This is a genomic window from Terrabacter sp. GCM10028922, from assembly GCF_042666095.1.
Lineage (GTDB): Bacteria > Actinomycetota > Actinomycetes > Actinomycetales > Dermatophilaceae > Terrabacter.
Genome location: NZ_JBHTFG010000008.1, coordinates 70,823 through 89,756, shown reverse-complemented (window position 1 = coordinate 89,756; position 18,934 = coordinate 70,823). Strand labels below are relative to the sequence as shown.

Annotated in this window: 20 protein-coding genes; 9 read left to right on the top strand and 11 right to left on the bottom strand. The window is 70.2% G+C overall.

Going from position 1 to position 18,934, the window contains the following annotated elements; genetic code table 11:
• The first annotated feature begins 251 nt into the window (after positions 1–251).
• Positions 252–707 carry an alternative ribosome rescue aminoacyl-tRNA hydrolase ArfB gene (gene arfB / locus ACFQU3_RS08870; protein ID WP_385908797.1) on the top strand — a complete coding sequence of 152 codons (456 nt, stop codon included), beginning with the start codon at positions 252–254 and terminating at the stop codon, positions 705–707.
• Between the two features lie 58 nt (positions 708–765).
• Here arfB and ACFQU3_RS08865 read toward each other — a convergent pair whose 3' ends face one another.
• On the bottom strand, positions 766–1,092 hold the full coding sequence (locus ACFQU3_RS08865) for a DUF952 domain-containing protein (protein ID WP_385908795.1): 327 nt from the start codon (positions 1,090–1,092) through the stop codon (positions 766–768).
• A gap of 125 nt (positions 1,093–1,217) precedes the next feature.
• Between ACFQU3_RS08865 and ACFQU3_RS08860 the strand changes: the two genes are divergently transcribed.
• Both ACFQU3_RS08860 and ACFQU3_RS08855 read left to right on the top strand, forming a co-directional pair.
• On the top strand, positions 1,218–1,718 hold the full coding sequence (locus ACFQU3_RS08860; protein WP_385908793.1) for a SigE family RNA polymerase sigma factor: 501 nt from the start codon (positions 1,218–1,220) through the stop codon (positions 1,716–1,718).
• The gene (locus tag ACFQU3_RS08855; RefSeq protein ID WP_385908791.1) at positions 1,715–3,007 is read left to right on the top strand and encodes a hypothetical protein; all 1,293 of its coding nucleotides are present in this window, start codon (positions 1,715–1,717) and stop codon (positions 3,005–3,007) included. Before ACFQU3_RS08860 ends, ACFQU3_RS08855 begins: the two co-directional genes overlap by 4 nt.
• Before the next feature lie 74 nt (positions 3,008–3,081).
• On the opposite strand, the gene ACFQU3_RS08850 is transcribed toward ACFQU3_RS08855, so the two are convergent.
• Positions 3,082–3,774 carry a Crp/Fnr family transcriptional regulator gene (locus ACFQU3_RS08850; protein WP_385908789.1) on the bottom strand — a complete coding sequence of 231 codons (693 nt, stop codon included), beginning with the start codon at positions 3,772–3,774 and terminating at the stop codon, positions 3,082–3,084.
• A gap of 150 nt (positions 3,775–3,924) precedes the next feature.
• Here ACFQU3_RS08850 and ACFQU3_RS08845 point away from each other — a divergent pair, with 150 nt between their 5' ends.
• Positions 3,925–4,119 carry a hypothetical protein gene (locus ACFQU3_RS08845; RefSeq protein ID WP_385908787.1) on the top strand — a complete coding sequence of 65 codons (195 nt, stop codon included), beginning with the start codon at positions 3,925–3,927 and terminating at the stop codon, positions 4,117–4,119.
• 4 nt (positions 4,120–4,123) lie between these two features.
• Here the strand turns inward: ACFQU3_RS08845 and ACFQU3_RS08840 are convergent, their stop codons facing one another.
• Genes ACFQU3_RS08840 through ACFQU3_RS08825 form a run of 4 tightly spaced genes read right to left on the bottom strand, consistent with a single transcriptional unit; the run spans position 4,124 to position 10,021 of the window.
• Positions 4,124–5,782, bottom strand: coding sequence for a peptide ligase PGM1-related protein (locus tag ACFQU3_RS08840; protein ID WP_385908785.1), 1,659 nt, complete (start codon positions 5,780–5,782; stop codon positions 4,124–4,126).
• On the bottom strand, positions 5,779–6,954 hold the full coding sequence (locus tag ACFQU3_RS08835; protein WP_385908783.1) for a response regulator: 1,176 nt from the start codon (positions 6,952–6,954) through the stop codon (positions 5,779–5,781). The genes ACFQU3_RS08840 and ACFQU3_RS08835 overlap by 4 nt, the downstream gene beginning before the upstream one ends.
• Positions 6,954–7,349, bottom strand: a complete 396-nt coding sequence (locus ACFQU3_RS08830; RefSeq protein WP_385908781.1) for a response regulator — start codon at positions 7,347–7,349, stop codon at positions 6,954–6,956. Before ACFQU3_RS08830 ends, ACFQU3_RS08835 begins: the two co-directional genes overlap by 1 nt.
• A complete protein-coding gene (locus ACFQU3_RS08825; RefSeq protein WP_385908779.1) occupies positions 7,346–10,021 on the bottom strand; it encodes a GAF domain-containing protein in 2,676 nt (891 codons plus the stop codon). Before ACFQU3_RS08825 ends, ACFQU3_RS08830 begins: the two co-directional genes overlap by 4 nt.
• 336 nt (positions 10,022–10,357) lie before the next feature.
• On the opposite strand from ACFQU3_RS08825, the gene ACFQU3_RS08820 reads away from it, so the two are divergent.
• Positions 10,358–11,734, top strand: coding sequence for a vanadium-dependent haloperoxidase (locus tag ACFQU3_RS08820; RefSeq protein WP_385908777.1), 1,377 nt, complete (start codon positions 10,358–10,360; stop codon positions 11,732–11,734).
• On the opposite strand, the gene ACFQU3_RS08815 is transcribed toward ACFQU3_RS08820, so the two are convergent.
• Positions 11,731–12,999: a multidrug effflux MFS transporter gene (locus tag ACFQU3_RS08815; protein WP_385908775.1), complete on the bottom strand. Its 1,269-nt coding sequence runs from the start codon at positions 12,997–12,999 to the stop codon at positions 11,731–11,733. The genes ACFQU3_RS08820 and ACFQU3_RS08815 overlap by 4 nt on opposite strands.
• Before the next feature lie 37 nt (positions 13,000–13,036).
• On the opposite strand from ACFQU3_RS08815, the gene ACFQU3_RS08810 reads away from it, so the two are divergent.
• A complete protein-coding gene (locus ACFQU3_RS08810; protein WP_385908773.1) occupies positions 13,037–13,519 on the top strand; it encodes a MarR family winged helix-turn-helix transcriptional regulator in 483 nt (160 codons plus the stop codon).
• A gap of 158 nt (positions 13,520–13,677) precedes the next feature.
• The gene (locus ACFQU3_RS08805; protein WP_385908771.1) at positions 13,678–14,418 is read left to right on the top strand and encodes a MerR family transcriptional regulator; all 741 of its coding nucleotides are present in this window, start codon (positions 13,678–13,680) and stop codon (positions 14,416–14,418) included.
• 32 nt (positions 14,419–14,450) lie between these two features.
• Here ACFQU3_RS08805 and ACFQU3_RS08800 read toward each other — a convergent pair whose 3' ends face one another.
• Positions 14,451–14,732, bottom strand: coding sequence for an ASCH domain-containing protein (locus tag ACFQU3_RS08800; protein WP_385908769.1), 282 nt, complete (start codon positions 14,730–14,732; stop codon positions 14,451–14,453).
• 230 nt (positions 14,733–14,962) lie between these two features.
• Between ACFQU3_RS08800 and ACFQU3_RS08795 the strand changes: the two genes are divergently transcribed.
• Entirely contained in the window at positions 14,963–15,322 is a 360-nt protein-coding gene (locus tag ACFQU3_RS08795; protein ID WP_385908767.1) for a YciI family protein, read from the top strand.
• 116 nt (positions 15,323–15,438) lie between these two features.
• Here ACFQU3_RS08795 and ACFQU3_RS08790 read toward each other — a convergent pair whose 3' ends face one another.
• The 3 genes from ACFQU3_RS08790 to ACFQU3_RS08780 all read right to left on the bottom strand — a co-directional run bounded on the left by ACFQU3_RS08790 (position 15,439) and on the right by ACFQU3_RS08780 (position 18,141).
• On the bottom strand, positions 15,439–16,158 hold the full coding sequence (locus tag ACFQU3_RS08790; protein ID WP_385908765.1) for a hypothetical protein: 720 nt from the start codon (positions 16,156–16,158) through the stop codon (positions 15,439–15,441).
• A 194-nt stretch (positions 16,159–16,352) separates the two neighbouring features.
• The gene (locus tag ACFQU3_RS08785) at positions 16,353–17,438 is read right to left on the bottom strand and encodes a sensor histidine kinase (protein WP_385908763.1); all 1,086 of its coding nucleotides are present in this window, start codon (positions 17,436–17,438) and stop codon (positions 16,353–16,355) included.
• Between the two features lie 10 nt (positions 17,439–17,448).
• Entirely contained in the window at positions 17,449–18,141 is a 693-nt protein-coding gene (locus ACFQU3_RS08780) for a response regulator transcription factor (RefSeq protein ID WP_385908761.1), read from the bottom strand.
• An 88-nt stretch (positions 18,142–18,229) separates the two neighbouring features.
• Between ACFQU3_RS08780 and ACFQU3_RS08775 the strand changes: the two genes are divergently transcribed.
• Complete coding sequence (locus ACFQU3_RS08775; RefSeq protein ID WP_385908759.1) at positions 18,230–18,922, top strand: M15 family metallopeptidase; 693 nt, start codon at positions 18,230–18,232, stop codon at positions 18,920–18,922.
• The last annotated feature ends 12 nt before the right edge of the window (positions 18,923–18,934 follow it).

Sequence of the window (18,934 nt, the reverse complement as noted above, 5' to 3'; positions counted from 1 at the left end):
TCGAGTGGGCACTTTCACCCGCCCACCCACGGTGCAAAGTGCCCACTCGACCTGAACCCCCACCACTCGAGTGGGCACTTCCACCCGCCCACCCACGGTGCAAAGTGCCCACTCGACCTGACCCCCACCACTCGAGTGGGCACTTTCACCCGCGCACCCACGGTGCAAAGTGCCCACTCGACCTGCCCCCACCACTCGAGTGGGCTCTTCCACCCGTCTCGGCACAGAGCCGCGGGGCGCACAATGGCAGCGTGAACGAGCCCGGCGGTGACCTCGTGATCGCTCCGGCTCCCGGCCTGCGGCGAGGTGTCGTCATCCCTGCCGTCGAGCTCGTCGAACGCTTCAGCCGCTCGTCCGGCCCCGGTGGGCAGGGCGTCAACACGGCAGACAGCCGGGTCGAGCTCGTCTTCGAGCCCGGCACGTCGAGCGCGCTCACTCAGACGCAGCGCGAGCGTGCCGTCGAGGCGCTGGCCGGCCGGCTGGTCGGCGGCCGCCTCACTGTCGCCGCCTCGGAGCACCGGTCGCAGCTGCGCAACCGGGCCGCGGCACGCACGCGGCTCGCCGACCTGCTCCGCGAAGCCCTCGCTCCGCCGCCGCCTGCGCGCCGGCCCACGAAGCCGACCCGTGGCTCACAACAACGCCGCCTGGCGGGCAAGAAGCGCCGGGCCGACGTGAAGTCGGGCCGGGGCCGCATCCGTCCGGAGTGACCGCCCCCCCCTTGGCCGCTCGACGAGTGAGAGGACGCAGATCGTGCCCCTCGACGGGTCAGGCGTGCGGGGGGTCGAGGACGGTCGTGTCGACGACGGCGTCGAGCTCGATCGGCCCGTAGACGTGCGGGAACGTCTCCCCCGTCTCCGGGTTGCCGACCTCGTTGACGACGGGCGATCCGAGGCGCGACTCGTCGATGTGGAGCAGCACGAGCGGCTCGGTCACGTCGCCGCAGAAGAGCCGTCGCACGATCGGCCACTGCTGCGCCGACGACGCGTGGATGAACCCCTCCTCGGCGAGCGAGCGTCCGCGCGTCGACCTCGCGTAGGTGCCGTCGCGCCGCGCCTGCTCCCAGTGGGACTGCTCAGCCAGGTGGTAGATCACTGCAACAGCCTGCACCCTCACCCCACGGGCGCGACACTGGAGCAAAAGTCCCTCGTCGGCGATGACAACCTCGGGGCGGGTCAACGCGTCGAGAGAGTGTCCAACCACTCCAGACAGGGCGTCCCATGGGAAACATCGAGCGCGAGGCCGACTTCTCGGCCTACGTGCGAGCGCGACAGAAGGCGTTCGCCCGGTTCGCGTACCTCCTCACCGGGGACCCGCACAGCGCCGAGGACCTCGTCCAGTCTGCCCTCGCGAAGGTCTACGCCAAGTGGGACCACATCAGCGCCGTCGAGTCGCCCGACGCGTACGTGCGCAAGGTCATGGTCAACGAACACACCACCTGGTGGCGCCGGGCCTGGCGTCACCGCGAACGCACCGACAGCGAGCTGATCCGGGTCATGGACCCCGCCGCGCTCGATGCGCCACCCCACGACAGCGAGCTGTGGGCGCACGTGCGCTCCCTCGCGCCGCAGCAGCGGGCCGCCGTCGTCCTGCGCTACTACGAGGACCTCACCGAGGCCCAGACCGCGGAGGTCCTCGGATGCTCCGTCGGCACCGTCAAGAGCCACACGAGCCGCGCGATCCGATCGCTGCGCGGCACCATGAAGGAGGTCACGCCGTGACCACGCCAGACCAGCAGGAGCACAGCTTCCAGACCCTGTTCCGCCGGCAGGCCGACCGGGTCGACGTGCCCGGCGACTTCGCACCGGTCGCCATCGCCAAGCGACGCCGCGACCGGCGCAACCGCGCCGCCCTCGGTGCCGCGGCCGCGGTGGCCGTCATCGCTGTGGCCGTTCCGGCCGTGTGGTCGAGCCGTTCGGGCACGTCGCCGGTCCCCGCCCTGACCGCCTCGACGACGTCGGTTCCGTCGCCGAGCAGCTCCGTCCCGACGACCCCGGCAAGCACAGCCGCCACCACACCCGCGGGCACCGACAGCCCGAACCCGTCGGCAACCGGGAGTGCACCCCCTGCGAGCCCAGTCGCGAACCGCAGCAACACGTACGCCCTCGACGACACGATCCGCGTCGGCGACACCGTCATCGGCCTCGAGAAGGGCACCGTGGTCGAGAACCTCACCGTGCTCGCGAACGGCGGGCTCGTCCTCCAGTCGCACCTCGGCACCGGCGGCGCCCAGAGCGAGATCGAGATCCTGTCGCCCGAATTCCGCACTCTGAAGGCGATCGGCGTCTCGGGGACGTATGCCGTGTCGCCCGACGGAACGCGCGTGCTCGCCAAGAGCGGCGCCGCCGACACTCTCGTCGTGTACGCGGCGGACGGGTCCGTCATCGGCCAGCGCAGAGACCCCCGCGAGGTGGCCTCGATCGTCGGCGACGTCGCCTACCTCAACGGCGACGCCTCCCTGGGCTCGCTCGAGTGGAACGTCGAGACGGGCGCGACGAGGGAGCTGCCCGCGCACGTCGTCGCGGTCTCCGGCGACCGCACTCGCGCCGCGCTGCAGTGGTTCGTACCCACGGACGCGATGGACGAGGTCTGCTGGGCCGTCGTCGACCTGACCAAGCCCTCCTTCCCGCGGACCGTCGAGAAGTGCGGTGCGGGCGAGAACCCGTCGATGTTCATGCCGACCGCCTTCTCCAGCAAGGGCACCTACCTCGTCGGCTCCCACTACATCGACGGCGGGGACTGGTTCATCGCCGGCGTCGTGAAGGTCAGCGACGGCGAGGTCGTCCTCGGCGGGAAAGGCGACAAGGTCGTGTCCGGTTGGTCGTGGCACCTCGACGACGACGAGTCGACGCTCCTCATCTCGCGCAACACGTCCGACCCGGTGTCGCCCGCGGCGAGCAACACCCTCCAGCGCTGCAGCCTCTCGATGCAGTGCACCGCCGTCCAGCCCGAGGTCGACCTGGCCGACCGGGGCGGCGTCACCGACCCTCGCTACGTCGTGCCCAGGTGACCGACTCGACCTGACCGACGAACCATCGGGAACCCGCCTGCCGAGCCTCGCGCTCCGGCGGGCGGGTTGCGCCGTCAGGCGCGACCGGATGGGCCCGTGACACCGGCCGCACGGCGGAGAGCCGCGAGGTCGCGCACGGTGATGCGCCCTCGGAGCAGCTCGATGACGCCCTCGGCCTCGAGCCGCCGCAGCATGCGGTTGGCCGTCGGCCGGGTGACCCCGGCCAGCTCGGCCAGGCCGGTCTGGTTGATCGCGATGATGATCGGCGAGCTGCCCTGTCCCGGTGAGGAGTACAAGCCACAGAGGGCGAGCAGCCTTCGCAGCACGCGCTGCTCGGCTGGTGCGTGCAGCGCCTCCATGAGCGCGTCGGTGAGCCTCGCCACCCGAGCTGCAAGGAGCCGCAGGAGCAGCCGGTTGACCTCGGGATGGACGGCACAGAGCCGTTCGAAGTCTGCGTAGCCCAAGGTCATCGTCACCGTAGCCTCGATCGCCTCGATCGTGGCGGTGCGTCGCCCGTCCCTGCGGATCATGGCGAGCTCGCCGAACGCCTGGCCGGGCCCGAGGACGGCATAGGCGTGCACGTCGCCCGCCTCGGAGGCACGCCGCGCGACGACGCGGCCCTCGACGACGAAGTGCACGGTGTCGGCGGACTCGCCCTCGTAGCAGACGATGTCGCCCGCACGGTAGGTGTGACGATGCATTCGGGCGAGCACCGCACGACGTTCCTGCGGGCTCAGGTCCGAGAGCAGGCCGACATCGATCGTCACGTCGCCCCCCGCCGCAGGCCCGGGTGTGCACGAGCACGCCTCGTGTGTCGCCGCGCGCACAGACGCCGGTGCGTGCGCACGGGATCGTCGGCATCGAGCACATCCACCGAGGCGGAGGTGACGAACCCCGCAGTGAGGGAGGGAACCGACATGACGACCACGACACGACGGCGCGTCCACCCGGACCTGGCGCACCACCACCCCCGGGTCACCCGGCCGGCCAGCGGTGGCTGGACCTGGGAGTGCGGCTGCGGCGGGGCGTCCGCCCGAGCGGCAGCGGCTCCCCTCACCTGGCACCAGGCGTTCATCGGAGCCCTCATCCACTCGGCGTCCATCGCCCCCTGAGCCGTCACCGCAGATCCCCGCCGAGACGCCCCGGCTGCGGCACCGGCTGCGGCACCGGCTGCGGCACCGGCTGCGGCACCGGGAGCGGCACCAGCGACGCACGCGCCTCGGCGAGCAACGCCGACTCCGCCCGGTCGAACACCTCCTGGGCGGAGTCTGGCGTGTCCCCGATCGCGGTCATGCCGACCCGGCCGCACTCGGTGATCGAGCTGATCATGTGGAACACGACGCCGGACTGCCGCGACTGGTCGAAGTGCAGGCCCGCCCGGGCCACGAGGTCGAAGAGGTCCTCGACACGCAGCCCCTTGAGGGACTCGTCCGCGAGGTGGTCGGTCGCGACGAGGTGGCGCTCGGCGCCGGACGGGGTGCGGAAGCGGCCCTCCTCGTGGACGTACGTGCCGTCGGTGAGGAACTGCAGCGTGAGGAACGGATGGGTCGTGCCGCCCCTGCGCAGGTTGATCTCGATGCAGTGCGCCTCCCAGTCCGCACCGCGCCGCACGACGACGAAGTCGAGGGCGAACCGGCCCAGCACGCCCTTCTCGGCGAGCACGCGCCCCACCTTTGCCGCGTCTCTGGTGATCGTCATCGCATAGGCCGGGTCCGCCGGGAAGCGAGCGCCGAGGTACAGCTGACCGGTCGGCCCGCCGAGGATCTGGTCGTGCGTCGAGAGGATCTCGAGCTCGCCGAGGGGCGTCACGCGCAGCTGCACGCTCGGGCTGCGGACCTCGTCGCCGACGATGCGTTCCTCGACGATGCCGCCCCTCTCGTCGAGACGGCGCAGGTACGCGTCGAGGGGCACGGTCGCGTCCTCGAGCTGCATCGCGGCCAGCCGCTCGGCGACGGCGGCGCGCCGGCCCACGTCCCACGGGTCGTCCCCGTCGCCGGCAGGCAGGTCCCGCAGGTCCACGAGGGCGTTGCCAGAACCCGAGGCCCCTTCGTTGAGCTTGACCATCGCCCACTCGGCGTCCGGTCGCGCAGCGTGGAGGTCGAGCACCGCGCCCACGAGGTCGTCGACCGAGTGCAGGTCCTCGGCACCGAACGGATGCTCCACACCCGCCTCCGCGAAGACTCTCCGGCACCCGGTCTTCGTGCCCAACGGGTAGAGCCGCGGGTCGGCGGCATACATGGGGATGCCGAGGGTGAGCGAGAGGTCACGCTCTCGGGTCGTGCTGTTGTAGGGGATGAGGTGCGAGCGCTCCGGATCGGGCACGAGCGAGGCGATCTGGGCCAGCAGCCTCGGGCGGGCGAGGAGCTTGTCCGTGAGCGGCGTCGGCGAGGAGTCGCCGACAGAGACGAGGTCGAGGCGCGAACGCGCGTGGCTCGGGATGACCCCGGGCAACAGCGACAGGTAGTACTCGACGATGGCTGGGCTGATCGGCATCGAGGTGACGTAGACCATCCGGAGCCAGGGCTGGCGAAGCAGCAGGAGCAGGAAGAGGAACCGCTCCTCCAGGGCCTGGTTCATCGCCCCGGCGGACGGGCCGATGCGGTCGAGGCTCATGGACGGGACGACGACGACCGACTCGCGCGCGTCGCCCTGTCCGAAGCGCCGCCACACCTGGGGCAACCGACGCTGCAGCGTGTCGAAGAGCCTGCCGCGCGCCTCCTCGTCGAGGTCGGCCAACCCGGCCGGCGCGGGCGCGGTCATCGTGGGCTCGTTCATGGCGGGGCCTCCTGCGGGGCGGTCGGGTGGTCACCGAGGACGCCGATGACCTCGTGCACCTCGAGCGGGCGTGAGATGCCGCGCAGCTCGAGCGGTCCGATGGGGCGGGTCTCGAACCCGTTGTCGAGACCGGCCCGGACGCGAGGGCTGATCAGGATCTGGCGGGCGGCGGCCGCGGCGCAGAGGCGAGCGGCGACGTTCGTGACGGTGCCGATGGCCGCGTAGTCCCAGCGCCCCTCGAAGCCCACCCGGCCCAGCGTCGCGTAGCCCTGCGCGATGCCGACCCCGAAGCCGAGGTCGTGTCCGTGCCGGCGCCACGACGCCGTGAGCTCGTCGATGCGGTCGCGCATGTCGAGCGCCATCCGCACGGCGCGTTCGGGGGCGTCGGGGCACGGCGGCGGGTCGTTGAAGAACACCATCAGGCCGTCACCGGCGAAGTGCTCCAGCGTGCCCTCGTAGGCGAAGACGAGCTCGCCGAGGGCCTCGTGGTAGTCCCGGAGCACCGACATCGTCTCCTCCGGCTCGGACGTCTCGGCGAACGCCGTGAACCCCCGCAGGTCGGTGAAGACCGTCGTGATGTCGCGCCGGTGGCTCTCGAGGAAGGACTCGTCGCCCGTCTCGAGGATGAGGCCTGCGATCTGCGGCGACAGGAAGCGGCGCAGGCGGCTCAGCCGTTCCAGGTCCTCGACCTGCGCGGCCACCCGCGACTCGAGCTCGGCGTTCCAGCGTTCGAGCGCCGCGGCCTGCTCGACGATCGTCGCGTGCAGCCGCTTGACCCGGGCCAGCGACCGGACCCGTGCGATGAGCTCGGCCTGGTCGAAGGGCTTGGTGATGAAGTCGTCGGCACCGACCTCCAGCGCGCGCAGCCGCTGCTGCGTGCCGCTCGCCGTCACCATGACGACCGGCAGCAACGCGGTACGCGGGTCGGCCTTGATCCGCGCGCACGTCTCGTAGCCGTCGAGTCCCGGCATGAGCACGTCGAGCAGCACGACGTCGACGTCCAGCTCGGCCAGGGCCGCGAGCGCCGCCTCCCCGGACTGCTCCGAGTGCACGACGAACCCCCGCGGCTCCAGCACGGCGTGCATGAGCTTGCGGTTCGTCTCCAGGTCGTCGACGACGAGCACCCGCACGCCGGTGGGCGGTTGCGGCCTCGCGTCGCCCGGGATCGTCATCACCGCTCCGGTGGGTCGTCGGGACGCGGCAGGTGACGGCGCACCTGCGCGGGGAACTCCCGCACGCTGATGGGCTTCTCGAGGTAGCCCGAGAAGCCTGCGGTGAGGACGCGTTCGCGGTCCCGGCGCATCGCGAACGCGGTGAGCGCCACGACCGGGATGTGTGCGGTCGGGGTGTGCCCGCGGATGAGCTCGAGGGCGGCGAAGCCGTCGATGCCGGGCAGCTGGAGGTCCATCAGGATGACGTCGGGGAGCGCTGTGCGCGACTGCTCCACCGCCTCCTCACCCGTCGTGGCGACGACGACGGAGAACCCGGCATACTCCAGCACGTCGCGCGCGAGCTTGAGGTTGCGGGGGTTGTCCTCGACGAGCAGGACGACGGGTGGGCGGCTCATGGCTTCTCCTCCCCGGCGACGTGCGCGGCGGCGACGGCCGCGAGGCGTCGCGCCAGTCGCGGCAGGTCGAGTCCGGCCTTCTCCGCGACGAAGGCGATGCGTCCCTCGAGGCGCGAACGATCCTGCGGCGTCAGCGACTTCGCGGTCAGGACGACGATCGGGGGTCCCTCGGAGTCGCGCTCGGGACGCAGCTCGTCGATCACGGCGAAGCCGTCGACCTGCGGCATGAGCAGGTCCATGACGACGACCGAGGGCGCGACGGCTCGCACGACGTCGGCCGCCTGCTGCCCACCGGTGCAGGTGTGGACCTCCCAGCCGAGCGGTTCGAGCGTGCTGCGCACGAGCTTGAGCGCCAAAGGGTCGTCGTCGACGACGACGACGCTGAGCCGGCCGGTGTCGGCGACACCGTCGGGCCGCCGCTGCGGCAGCACCCTGGTCACGGCCGCCAGGAGATGGTCGCCGCTGACCGGTTTGACGAGGTACTCGGTCGCACCGAGGGCGAAACCGCGGCCACGCTCCGGCTCGACGCTGACCACGACGACGGGGACGTCCGCGGTCGTGGGGTCGGTCTTGAGGGCGGTCAGGACCTCCCACCCGTTCATGCCCGGCAGGTGGATGTCGAGCACGACCGCGACGGGTCGCTCGGAGCGGACCAGCTCGAGCCCCTGCTCCCCCGTTGCGGCCCCGATCGCACGCAGCCCGGCCGCCCGCAGGTGCAGGTCGACCAGCTCTGCGGATCGCGGGTCGTCCTCGATGACGACGACCGTCGGCCCTGTCGCGGAGGCGTCGTCGATCATCCACCGCTCGTCCTCGACCGGTGGCGCGGCACCTTCCGGCTGCGGGATCGAGATGCCGAAGGTGCTGCCCTCGCCCGGGGTGCTCGACAGCCAGAGCCGGCCCCCGTGCAGCTCGATGATGCGCCGGCTCAGGGTCAGTCCGAGGCCTGTGCCCTCGCTCGACGACGCCGTCCGCTCACCCTGCTGGAACGAGTCGAAGATCCGCTCCTGGTCCGCCTGGTCGATGCCGACTCCCGTGTCGGTGACGGTCACCTCGACCTCGTCGCCGTCGCGCCGCGCCCGCACGTCCACGCTGCCACCGTCGGGCGTGAACTTCACGGCGTTGGTGAGCAGGTTGAGCAGCACCTGCTTGAGGCGCAGCTCGTCGGCGGTCACCGAGCCGATCGCGGTCGCATCGAGGGTCAGCCGTATGCCGTGCAGCGCGGCCCGCTCGCGCACGAGCGAGAGTGCCTGGACGAGGACGTCGTCCATCGGGAAGGTCGTGAGGTCGAGCTCCATCCGGCCCGCCTCGATCTTGGACAGGTCGAGGATGTCGCCGAGCAGGGCGAGCAGGTGTCGCCCGGCGGCGTGGATGTCCTCGAGGTAGTCCTCCTGGCGCTCGTTGAGCTCGCCGAACATCCGCTCGAGGAGCACCTCGGAGAAACCGATGACGGCGTTCAGCGGGGTGCGCAGCTCGTGCGACATGCTCGCGAGGAACTCCGACTTGTGCCGGCTGGCCTCGGCGAGCTCGACGCTCTGCTGCTCGAGCTGCTGGTAGAGGCGGGCGTTCGTCAGGGCCACGGCCGACTGGCTGGCGAAGGCGGCCAGCAGCTCGCACGTCTCCTCGCTGAACGCGCCGGTCGACTTGCGCCGCACGACGAGAGCCCCGACGACGCGGTCGGGCCGCACGAGCGGGATCGCGACGAGCGAGCGCCAGCCCGACGCGTGGAGCACCCGAAGGTGCGGGTCGAGCGGCGCCGGCTCGGCGTCGAGGTCGGGGATCTGGAGCACCTCACGCGTGCGAGCAGCGCGCCCCACCCACGTCCGGTCGATGTGGATCTCGGCAGCCCGCAGGGCCTCGATGACCTCCGGGCTGGTGCCGTAGGCCGTGCGGACGCCGAAGAGCCGGCTGGCCTCGTCGTACTCCATGAGCGACCCGCCGTCGGTCCCCGAGAGCTGGACGGCGTGCGACACGATCGTCGTCAGGACCTCGTCGGCCACGAGCGTCGAGCTGATCGCCGCCCCGACCTCGGAGAGCGCCTCGAGCTGCTCGACCTTGCGGGCCAGCTCGGCCGAGCGGCTCTCGAGGTCCCCGAAGAGCTCCACGTGCCGCAGGGCGAGCGCCGCCTGCTCGGCGAAGGTCATGAGCAGCGCCTGGTCGTTCTCGTCGAAGGGTGCGACCTCGGTGCGCCACACGTTCAGGGCGCCGACGACCTGGTCGCCGACGACCATGGGTGCGCCCATCATCGTCCGGAAGCCGCCGACCCGCTGGTAGTCGGTGCGGCGGTAGTCGGGGTCTGCGAGCACGTCGTCGATCTGGTGGATGGTCCGGTCGATGGTGACCCGCCCGACGAGCGTGGCCCGGTCGCGGGCGATCGGGTGCTGCGCGACGAAGTCGACGAACTCGGCCGTCAGGCCGCTGGAGCGAGCCAGCACGTAGGAGTCGCCCTTGACGAGATAGATCTGGGCCACCTGCGCGTCGAGCAGGCGCCGAGCGTTGTCGACCACGGCGTCGAACACGTGGTCCCGGCTCGAGGTCCCCGTCGTCGTCGACGTCGTCAGCACCCTGAGGATGTCGCTCGTGGCGCGGAGCTGCTGCTGCACCCCGGCCAGTCGCGCTTCGATGGCGCGTTCCCTGGTGGCCGCGTCGTCGCCAGGCCGCTCGAACTCGGTCATCGAGTCCCCCATCACACCGTGCGTCGGCTCTGCAGTCGTGGATTCCCCCACAGCAGTCTGCTCCTCGAGGGGCCCGCGCACCGGTGAAACGTCCGATGATCCCGCAACACACCGAGGAACCACCAACACACCCGGATCGGATCGCGGTGTGTTGGTGGTTCCTCGGTGTGTTGCTGTGGAGTTGTTGGACTTGCGCGGTCAATGACCATGAGTCCGATCGCGCGTTCGCCGGACAGGGCCCTTGGTCGTGAGGATGATTGCACGCTGGACGATGACTCCGGCGGCAAGCCCGGGCATCCGGCCAGACTCCTCGGGGAATCCGTCCAGGAGGCCGTCATGCATCTTCGAAAGCGTGCCCTCGCCACCGCCACGGTGGCCATCGCAACAGCCGTGACAGGCATGGGACTCTCGGAGGTTCAAGCCCAGGGCAGACCACCGACCTCGGTCACGCGCACCAACGTGGTCGTCGACTGGAACGAGAACGCCGGGCACGCCGCGGTAGCCGCCTGCTTCCTCGGTGGCTACGGCCCGCAGGAGGCGCGCATGTACGCGATGATGCACCTCGCCGTGCACGACGCGCTGAACGCCATCGCCCCCCGTTCCGAGCCGTATGCCGCCCACCTGAGTCCACGTTCGGGCGCGTCGACCGCGGCGGCGACCGCCGCCGCTTCTCGCGACGTGCTCGTGACCACCCTCCAGTCGTTCGACTTCTTCCTTCCCGAAGGGTGCATCGTCGCCGGCGTGCAGAGCGTGGAGGACGACTACGCCGCGGCCCTCGCCGACATCGCAGACAGCAGCGCGAAGTCGAGCGGCCTCTCACTGGGCCGCGAGGCGGCAGCCGCAGTGCTGGCCATGCGGGCCTCCGACGGGTACGACACGATGCTGACCGACCCGGCATACGTTGAGGGCACAGCGCCCGGAGAGTACCGATACACCCCCGGCACGCCGTTCGCCTTCGCACCGCACCTGGGAGAGGACCTGGTGCCGTTCGCCCTCGAGAGCGGATCACAGTTCCTCCCCGGGCCGCCCTACTCGGTGACGAGTGCCGAGTACGCCGCAGACGTCAACGAGGTGCAGAGCCTGGGCGGCGACGGGATCACGACCCCGTCGGCGCGCACCGCCGACCAGACCGAGATCGCTCGCTTCTTCCTCGAGAGCTCGCCACTGATGTGGAACCGGATCGCTCGGGAGGCCGCGGAGACGAGGCACCTGGACGCGTGGGAGAGCACACGGCTCTTCGGCCTGCTCAACATGGCGCTGACGGACGGATACGTCGGCTCGTTCAAGGCCAAGTACCTGTACCGGTTCTGGCGGCCCATCACGGCGATCCGGCTCGCCGACATCGACGGGAACGATGCGACCACGCCTGACCCCACGTGGACCCCGCTGGTCGAGACGCCACCCATCCCCGACTACGACTCGGGACACGCCGTTGAGGGAGGTGCCGCCGCGCAGGTCCTGCGCCGGTTCTTCCACACGGACAAGATGGCCTTCTCGACCTGCAGCTACACGCTGCCAGCAGGTGAGACGTGCGCCGACCCGACGCCGACGATCCGTGCCTTCACCCGCTTCTCGGAGGCGGAGACCGAGAACGCCATGTCCCGCATCTACGTCGGCTACCACTTCCGCGACGCAGTGGTCACGGGAACTCGCCACGGCCAGGAGATCGCGGACTACACCGTCGACACGGTCCTGCGGCACACCCACAGCTAGGGGCGACCGGCCGGGGCAGGCACGGCAGCACCCTGCAGTCGCACGCTCTCGTGCGCCGATGGCAGCAGTACGCGGCGGCCGCTTGCGAACACGAGGAGTGCTGCTGCGGCGCTGAGGAAGATGGCGGCACCCATCACGACCGCGCTGGCCTCGCCGAGGGCTGCCATGGTCGACGCGACCAGGCCACCGACGAGGTATTGGACCACGCCTTGGACCGAGGCCGCGGTCCCGGCTGAGGACGCGTGGTGCGCCATGGCGAGTGAGGTGGCGTTGGCAAGCACGGGGCCGAGCACGGAGACCACGAGGAAGAGGCACACGAGGAGCGCCGCCAGGGGCAGGGCGAAGAGGGTTGCCACCAGGACACCGAGCCCGGCGACGGTGCCGATGCCGAGGCTGGCTCCCAGGAGGACGTGCTCGTCGGCGACCCGGCCGACGAGCAGGGTGTTGGCCTGGCCGAAGAGCGCGATGCCGAGAGCGTTGGCCGCGAAGACGACGCTGTACTGCTGGGTGCTGAGCCCGTAGGCCTCTTGGAGGACGAAGGACGAGCCGGAGATGTACGCGAACATCGAGGCGAACATCAGCGCCGCGGCCAGCACGTAGCGCAGGTACGAGCCATCGCGGCACAGCTGCGCGAAGGTGCGCAGGCTGGCGCCCAGGTGTGCGGGCTGCCGGCGCTCCCGGGGCAGGGACTCGGGAAGGCGGAGCACGACCAGGAGCAGCAGCCCGGTTCCCACGAGGGCGAGCACGAGGAAGACGGCACGCCACGGCGCCACGCCGAGCAGCTGGCCTCCCAGGACCGGAGCCACGATGGTCGCGATGCCGTTCACGAGCATCAGCGTGGACAGGAACCGGGTCATCGCGCTGCCCTCGAAGTGGTCTCGAACGACAGCGCGGGACAGGACGGTCGCGGCGGCGGCGCCGAGGGACTGGACGACCCGGGCGGCGATCAGCCACCCCACCGTCGGGGCGACGAGGCAGGCGATGGAGCCGACGACGTAGGTGACCAGCCCACCGACCAGCAGGGGGCGTCGCCCCCAGGCGTCCGAGAGCGGACCGACCACGAGCTGCCCGGCCGCCAGACCGGCGACGAACACCGTGACCGTGAGCTGGACGAGCCCGGCTTCTGCGCGAAGGTCCTCGGCCATGAGCGGCATCCCCGGCAGATACATGTCGATCGCCATGGCCGGGAACGCGCTCAACGCGCCGAGAGTGAGCGCGAGCCGGACGCGAGCCTGACCGACCGGAGCGGCTTGAGTGATGTTCACATTATTATGTGTACATCACTACCAGTACGCTGTCCACATGCAGGATCACGATGCGGACGCTCGGCCCCACGGCGCCACCACCGCCTCCGTCGACGACCCCTTGGCCGAGCTCGCCGACCTCATGCTGAACGTCGGTCGGCTGGTGCGCGCACGCACTCCCTCCGAGGTGGATGTCGTGCCGCTGACCGAGACCGAGAGGACAGTCATGCGTGTGGTCGACCTCTTCCCCGGTTCATCGCCGAGCGAGATCGCCGCTCGCACCCACGTGCAACGCACCAACGTGAGCGCAGCACTGCGCACCCTCGAGGCCAAGGGCATGGTCACGCGCAGCTCCACCTCCGGACGAGGAGTCGCGGTCTCACCGACGCAGCTCGCCGCCGACAACCTTCGCAACCTCCGCGCGGCCTGGTCTCGCGAGCTCGCCGGAGCACTGGGCGACGACCTTCCAAGCGTGCGCAGGTGCGTCGAGCTCCTCGGCCGCCTCGAACGGCGCCTGTTCGACGCGACTGCGCACCCGTAGGTGGACGAGACAGCCGACGAACGCCATCGGCAGACTGACCGGGCCACTGCAGCCGAGCCCCTGGTCGTCCCGCCGATCTTCGCCGTCGTTGCTGCACCTCGCGGATCATCAGCCAGCGGCTTGACCCTCGGGCAACCCGAGACGTCAGGGTGGATGTCATGAACGACGACGAGCTGGTCCCGATCGGCCGCTTCGCCCGACTGACCGGGCTGTCGATCCACGCTCTGCGGCACTACGACGAGGTCGACCTCCTCCGGCCCGCCGAGGTGGATCCGGACACCGGCTATCGCCGCTATGCCCGTCCTCAGGCCCGCACCGCCAGACTGATCGCGGACCTGCGCTGGCTCGATCTGCCGATCGAGGCGATCCGCGTCGTGCTGGCCGATCCCGAGGGCACTGACGCGTCAGCCGTGCTCCGACGTCATCGCGATCGGCTCGAGCGGGCCCACGCTCATCTCGGCCGCCAGCTCGGCAACACCATCCGCCATCTCGACGAGGGGATTCCCATGCCCACCACCGCCGCCACCGTCACTCCGAGCCTGCTCAAGATCGCCGTCGAGGACGTCGAACAGGCCCGCCGCTTCTACCGTGAGGCATTCGGCTTCGAGGAACAGGTCGCTCGGCACACTGACGACGAGGACATTCCCGGGTACACGTTCGGCACCTACGGCCAGCCGGGCTTCTTTCTGATCTTCCTCACCCAGATCGACTGGAACGAGCTGGATCGCCCCGGGCCCTCCACCTTCGGTCTCCTGGTGCCCGATCTGGACGCTGCCCACGCCCGTGCACTGGCGGCTGGAGCGACAGAGGCGTACGCGCCACGCGATGCCCAGGGCATGCCACGGCACTCGGCGGTGAGGGACCCGAGCGGCAACTGGGTCACTCTCTTCCAGGGTTGACTGACCGCCAACGCCCCCTTGTGCCGCTGCGGCTACACCACATGGAACTCGACCCGATAGACCAAGGTGTCGTCGTCGATCTCCCCCGAGTGAGCGGCTCGGTCTCGGAGTGTCTGCCGGTCGGTCTCGCCCGAGGCGCGTACGTCATCGTCGGTCACGGCGGAGAAGGGCAGAACCTCCAAGGAGTCGACTTCGATGACGACGCCGGCGGTCTGGTAGCGCCCACCTACCTTGACCTGCGGGCGGCTCCACCGCCGGATCGAGACGGTGATCTCGCCGCGCGCCACCGGCTCGCGAAGTTCTCGACTGAACATCACTCCGCCACGTTACGTCTGCGCTGGCACGTCCCAGCGCACGGCTTGCTCCACCAACGCGCCGCGGACGTCCTCCCCTGCCGCCGCGCGGTCGTGCCGATGCGCGGCTCTCCGCCGCCAGCCACGCGGTGTTTCACCTCCGGGACAACCGTGTCGAATTCGGCTGTCACCGTTCGTGTAGTAGGTATGAACGCGGACCAAGCGGGTCCGTCAGAACCGAAGGAGCAGTCGTGACCGAGTACCTCCTCTACTTCAATCAGCAGTGGGTGGGCGACCACTCGGAGGCGTGGTTCCGTGGGCGCGGGCCGCTCGCCATGGCCGTCGTGAACGAGATGAAGGATGCCGGTGTGTACGTGTTCGCCGGGGGGTTGGAGGAGGAGGACGGCCCGGTCTACAGCGCCGACCCCACCAGCGACGCGGTGATGATCACCGACGGACCCTATGTCGAGACCAAGGAGTTCCTGGGCGGGTTCGCCGTGGTGAACGTCGCCGATGACGAGGCCGCCAAGATGTGGGCGGGCAAGATCGCGGAGGCGTGCGGCTGGCCCCACGAGGTTCGCCGCTTCAAGCCGCAGCCCAAGGCCGAGTGACCCCCAGCGTCGAGGCCCAAGAGCCGGGTGTCGGACACTGCTGGGCTCGCCGGGCTCGCTGGGCTCGCTGCGCGCGACCGACCATGGCTCACGCCCGGTCGGTCGCGCGGGGCCGGTCAGCGCACCTTGTCGGGGAACTGCTGGATGATCCCGCTGCTCAGCAGGTCGGCCATCGCGAGGATGTGGACGTGGATCTGCTCGTAGTCGGCCACACTCGCCGTGTAGCGGCCCGTGAGCTCGTCGGACGCCTCAGCGAGGGTCTGGTCGAGGTGGGTGCGCATGCTCGCCCGCATCGTGTCGTGCGGCCAGGACCGCGGGTTGGCTGCCGCCAGGAAGTCGGCGATGTCGTCGGAGTTGGCGTACCACCGGGTCTTGGCGTCCTCGAACGCCGCCGTGTCGCCGGCCTTGGCAGCCTGCAGGATCTCAACGGCGATGGTGATGTGGTCGTGAAGCAGCGCAGTGAGCTGGTCACCTGCAGCGTCGCCGTAGAACGGCTTGATCGCGTCCCCGATGTCGTCCTGGTTCGCCAACAGACGCGTTGCACTGGCCGAGAACCCGCCCGACCCGTCGGCGAACGTCACGATCGCAAGGCGGGTCCACGTGACGTGGTCCTCCCACAGCTTGCGCATCGAGTCGTGCAGCGCGAGCTGTGCCGCGGTCCGGGGAGTCGCGACCAGGGCCGACTCGTGGCCGGGGTGCTGGACAGCCAACGCGGGCTCGATGGCGTCAGCGGAGCCACGTGGCATGACGAGGACGAGCAGCGCGGCGACCATCGCCGCGACCAGCAGGGCCGGCAGCAGGACCAGCCGGCTGCGCAGGGCCTGGATCGCGCTCATGAGGAGCTCCTTCCTGGGGGCTGATTGGCCGGGTCGGGTCCCGTTGCGTGACGGCGGCGGGAGGCGACATGGGTGTTAGTGCCGCAGCGGGCCGAGGTCTTACCGTCGCCCATCAGCTGACCATCACCGCAGTGGTCGACCCCGCATCGATCCGGGCCGCCACCGCTCGGGCTGCGCCCTTGCGGCCCCAGTCGTCATCCGACGGCATGCGGTGTCGCTGCACGCAGGTGCACCGTGACGCAGAGTCCTCCAGTGGGGCGCGGGGTGAGTGTCAGGGTTCCGTCGTGGGCCCGCGTGATGCTGTCCACGATGGCAAGGCCGAGGCCCACGCCTGCGTGGTGGGTTCGGGTGCGTCCGGCGCCGCGTTGGAAGGGCTCAGCGAACGTGGCGACCAGTTGGTGGCTGAGGGGCTCGCCGGTGTTCTCGACGGTGAGCACCACGGTGTCGGAGCGTGCGCTGGTCGTGACCCACACGGTGCCGCCTCGAGGCAGGTTGTGGACGATCGCGTTGTGCACGAGGTTCGTCGTCATCTGCTGCAGCAGCGCAGGTGAGCCGACGGTCGGCGTCGTGTCGCCAGACGTCTCGATGCTGACGCCGCGCTCTTCAGCGAGGGGAAGGAGCGTCTCGGCAGCATCCTCCGCAAACAGGGACAGGTCGACGTGTTCCCGGGTGAAGGAGCGCTGGTCGGCGCGGCTGAGCAGGAGCAGAGCCTCCGTGAGGGCGATCGCTCGGGTGTTGACGTCCTGCAGGCGGTCGACGAGCTCTCCGTGATCGCTGTCGGGGTCCTTGCGGGCCACGTCGAGGAGGGTCTGTGTGATCGCGAGGGGAGTGCGCAGCTCGTGTGAGGCGTTGGCTGCGAACCTCTGTTGTTCGGCGACGTGTGCCTCGAGCCGCGCCAGCATGGTGTCGAACGCGTCGGCGAGCTCACGGAACTCGTCGCTGCGGCCATCGAGCCGGATCCGGTGCGACAGCGATCCCGCGGCGGCGACGCGGGTGGCATCGGTGATCCTGGTGAGGGGTCCGAGCATCCGCCCGGCAAGAAGCCATCCTCCGACGAGACCGAAGACGAGCAGAATCGTCAACGCCTGGAGTGCCCTCGGCGCGAAGGCATCGAGCAGATCGGAGCGGGTCGGGCTGAAGGGGCCGGGGAGGCCAGGCACGGTGCGCGTCCGGTCCGGCACGTAGCGCAAGAGGAACACCCACACGGTCGCCAGCAGCAGGATGCCCGCGACCATGAGAAAGCTGGCGTAGCTGAAGGTGAGCTTGAGGCGGACGCTCAAGCCCCGCGGCCTAGTCACTCTCGCCGCCCTGACCGGCGCCCGGTGCCGGGTCGATGCGGTAACCGACGCCGGGAACCGTGGCGATGACCCATGGTTCGCCGAGTCGTTTCCGCAGCGCCGAGACCGTGATGCGTACGGCGTTCGTGAACGGGTCCGCGTTCTCGTCCCACGCCCGCTGCAGGAGCTCTTCGGCGCTGATCACACCCCCCTCGGCGGCGACGAGGACGTCGAGCACCGCGAACTGCTTCCTGGTGAGGGCGACGTATCTACCGTCTCGGTACACCTCGCGGCGGAACGGGTCCAGCCTCAGACCTGAGATCTCGCGTACCGGCGGCCTGTTGTGGGCGCGCCTGCGGTCGAGCGCTCTGAGCCGGAGCACGAGCTCCTGCAGTTCGAAGGGCTTGGTGAGGTAGTCGTCGGCGCCGAGCTCGAACCCCGACGCCTTGTCCTCGAGACGGTCGGCGGCGGTGAGCATGAGGATAGGCGTGCCTGCGCCGGAGGCGACGATCTGCCTGGCGATCTCGTCGCCAGTTGGGCCGGGGATGTCGCGGTCGAGGACGGCGATGTCGTACGCGTTGATGCTCAGCAGCTCTAGAGCGGCGTCGCCGTCCGCAGCGGTGTCGGCCGCGATCGCCTCCAACCGCAGGCCGTCCCGGATGGCTCCTGCGAGCAGGGGCTCGTCCTCGACGACCAACACGCGCATGAGGCAATGGTAGAGACCCGGCTCATATCGTCGGCGTATCGAAAACCGCATACGTACTGGCAACACCGCCCTGCCTTGACTGGGCAGCATGTCCTCTTTCCAGCCAGCATCGGCGGCACGGCGCCACCCTCGATCGGCTCTTCTCGCTCTGCTGGGCGTCGTGGCCGTGCTCGTCAGCGTCCTCGGTTGCCGTCCGCCGGGAGATGCCTCGACGGAAGCACCACGCAGCGTCGCGGAGCCGGCCGAGCGCGCTTCGTATGACCGCCTCCGTGGCGACGTCTCCCTCCACCCTCCCGGCGAACTTCCGGGCGACACCCCGGGTGGGCTAGGCGCGGCCGACGGCCACCTCCCCGATGGCGTCAGCGCCTTCGACGACAGGTACCCGGCTGTGACGAACCTGGACCCAGCGCTTCTCGGTGCTCTCCGCGGGGCGGCATCGGACGCCGCGGATGACGGCGTGACGCTCCACGTCAACAGCGGCTGGCGCTCGTCGGCATACCAGGAGCAGCTCCTCCACGAGGCGGTCACGAAGTACGGCACAAGCGCGGAGACTGCCCGCTGGGTCGCGACCCCCGCCACGTCTCCTCACGTGTCCGGAGAGGCGGTCGACATCGGGGACCTCGATGCCACGACCTGGCTTTCGGAGCACGGGGCGAGGTACGGCTTGTGTCAGATCTACGCCAACGAGTCCTGGCACTTCGAGCTGCGTCGCCACGCCGTCGACCGTGGCTGCCCGGCCATGTATGCCGACCCGTCCCACGACCCGAGGATGCAGGAGTGACTCGCCGATGCC